This window comes from Streptomyces sp. NPDC054956, from assembly GCF_053609185.1.
In genome coordinates this window covers 1-1,782 of record NZ_JBSGXB010000603.1, presented here as the reverse complement: position 1 = coordinate 1,782, position 1,782 = coordinate 1, and the positions used below count along the sequence as shown (strand labels likewise).

At 69.5% G+C, this 1,782-nt stretch carries 2 protein-coding genes; both read right to left on the bottom strand.

The window, feature by feature from the left end; all coding sequences use genetic code 11:
- Positions 1 to 175: 175 nt before the first annotated feature.
- Positions 176 to 1,069, bottom strand: coding sequence for an amino acid ABC transporter permease (locus ACWGDE_RS38670; protein WP_453393769.1), 894 nt, complete (start codon positions 1,067 to 1,069; stop codon positions 176 to 178).
- On the bottom strand, positions 1,066 to 1,737 hold the full coding sequence (locus ACWGDE_RS38665) for an amino acid ABC transporter permease (protein WP_453393770.1): 672 nt from the start codon (positions 1,735 to 1,737) through the stop codon (positions 1,066 to 1,068). The genes ACWGDE_RS38670 and ACWGDE_RS38665 overlap by 4 nt, the downstream gene beginning before the upstream one ends.
- Positions 1,738 to 1,782: the final 45 nt, after the last annotated feature.

Genomic DNA, 1,782 nt, shown 5'->3' with positions numbered 1-1,782 from the left:
GTACCAACCCCCGGGGGGGGGCCGCGGTCACGGGCCGCGGGCCCGCACATGGCCGCGGGGGGGGGCGTAGCCCACCCCCCCCACCACACGTGTCCCGCCAGTGTACTGACCGCCTGTCAGGCCCGGTGCCGGAGGGCGATCCGACCACATGTCCGATGCCCTCCCGGACGTCCGATCAGATGGTGCCGCCGGCGCCCGCGCCGCCGCCCGCGCCCGCGTCGAACTGGGTCACCGGAACGATCGCGTCGGTGGTCCGCTTCGACTTCCGCAGCCGTCCTTCGAGCCAGGAGGCGAAGGTGGTGATGGCGAAGTTCACCGCGATGTACAGGACCGCGATCACGACGAGGGCCGCGATGGTGTTGCTGTAGTTCGCCGAGATCTGCCGGTTCATCGACAGCAGTTCGGCCAGGCCCAGCAGAGCGCCGCCGAGCGCGGTGTCCTTGAGGATCACCACGAGCTGGCTGACCAGTGCCGGCAGCATCGCCGTGACCGCCTGCGGGAGCAGGACGTACGTCATGGTCTGGCCCTTGCGCATGCCGATCGCCTTCGCGGCGTCGGTCTGGCCGCTGGGGAGCGACTGGACTCCGGCCCGGACGATCTCGCCGATGACCGCGGAGTTGTACAGGACGAGACCGGTGATCACCGCGTACAGGGGCCGGATGTCGGAGGCGACGGAGGTGAACTGCACGTAGAACGAGGAGCCGAAGATCATCAGCATCAGTACCGGGATGGCCCGGAAGAACTCGACCCACGTGCCCACGGCAGCCCGCACCCACGCGTGGTCGGAGAGCCGTCCGATGCCGAGCAGGGCGCCCAGCGGCAGGGCGATCACCATGGCGATGGCGCCGGCCCGCAGGGTCTCGCCCAGGCCGGGCAGCAGGAACGTCGTCCAGACCTTGCCGTCGGTGAAGAAGGGGCTCCACTTGGCGGCGTCGAGCTGGTTCTTGTCCGCCAGGGAGGTCAGCACCCACCACAGGAGGGCCGCGAGCGCCACGAGGAAGATGCCGGTGTAGATCCAGTTGCGTGCCTTGGCCTTGGGGCCGGGGGTGTCGTACAGCACGGAGGTCATCGCTTCACCGCCACTCGCTTGGCCACCCAGCCCAGCAGCAGGCCGGTGGGCAGGGTCAGGAGGACGAAGCCGAGGGCGAAGACCCCGAAGACGGCGAAGGGCGCGGCCTCGTTCTCGTTCATTTCCTTCATCAGCAGGGCCGCTTCGGCCACGCCGATGGTCGCCGCCACCGTGGTGTTCTTGGTGAGGGCGATCAGTACGTTGGCGAGCGGGGCGACGACCGCCCGGAAGGCCTGGGGGAGCACGATCAGGGTGAGCACCTGGAGGAAGCTCAGGCCCAGCGCGCGGGCCGCCTCGGCCTGGCCCACGGGCACCGTGTTGATGCCGGAGCGCAGCGCCTCGCACACGAAGGTGCCCGTGTAGGCCGTCAGACCCAGGACCGCGAGCCGGAAGCCGATGTCCTTGAAGGTGCCGCCGCCGAGCGTGACGCCGAGGGTCTGGTTGAGGCCCAGCGAACAGGCGATGATCAGCAGGGTCAGCGGGGTGTTGCGCACGAGGTTGACGTACGCGGTGCCGAAGCCCCGCATCAGCGGGACCGGGCTGACCCGCATCCCGGCCAGGACGGTGCCCCAGACCAGGGACCCGACGGCCGAGTAGAGGGTGAGCTGAACCGTCACCCAGAAGGCTCCGAGCAGGTCGTACTGCCCGGAATCAAGAAAATCGAACACGATGGCCTGCGCTCTCCCAGGGATGGCCAGGTGGGCCGGAGGGGA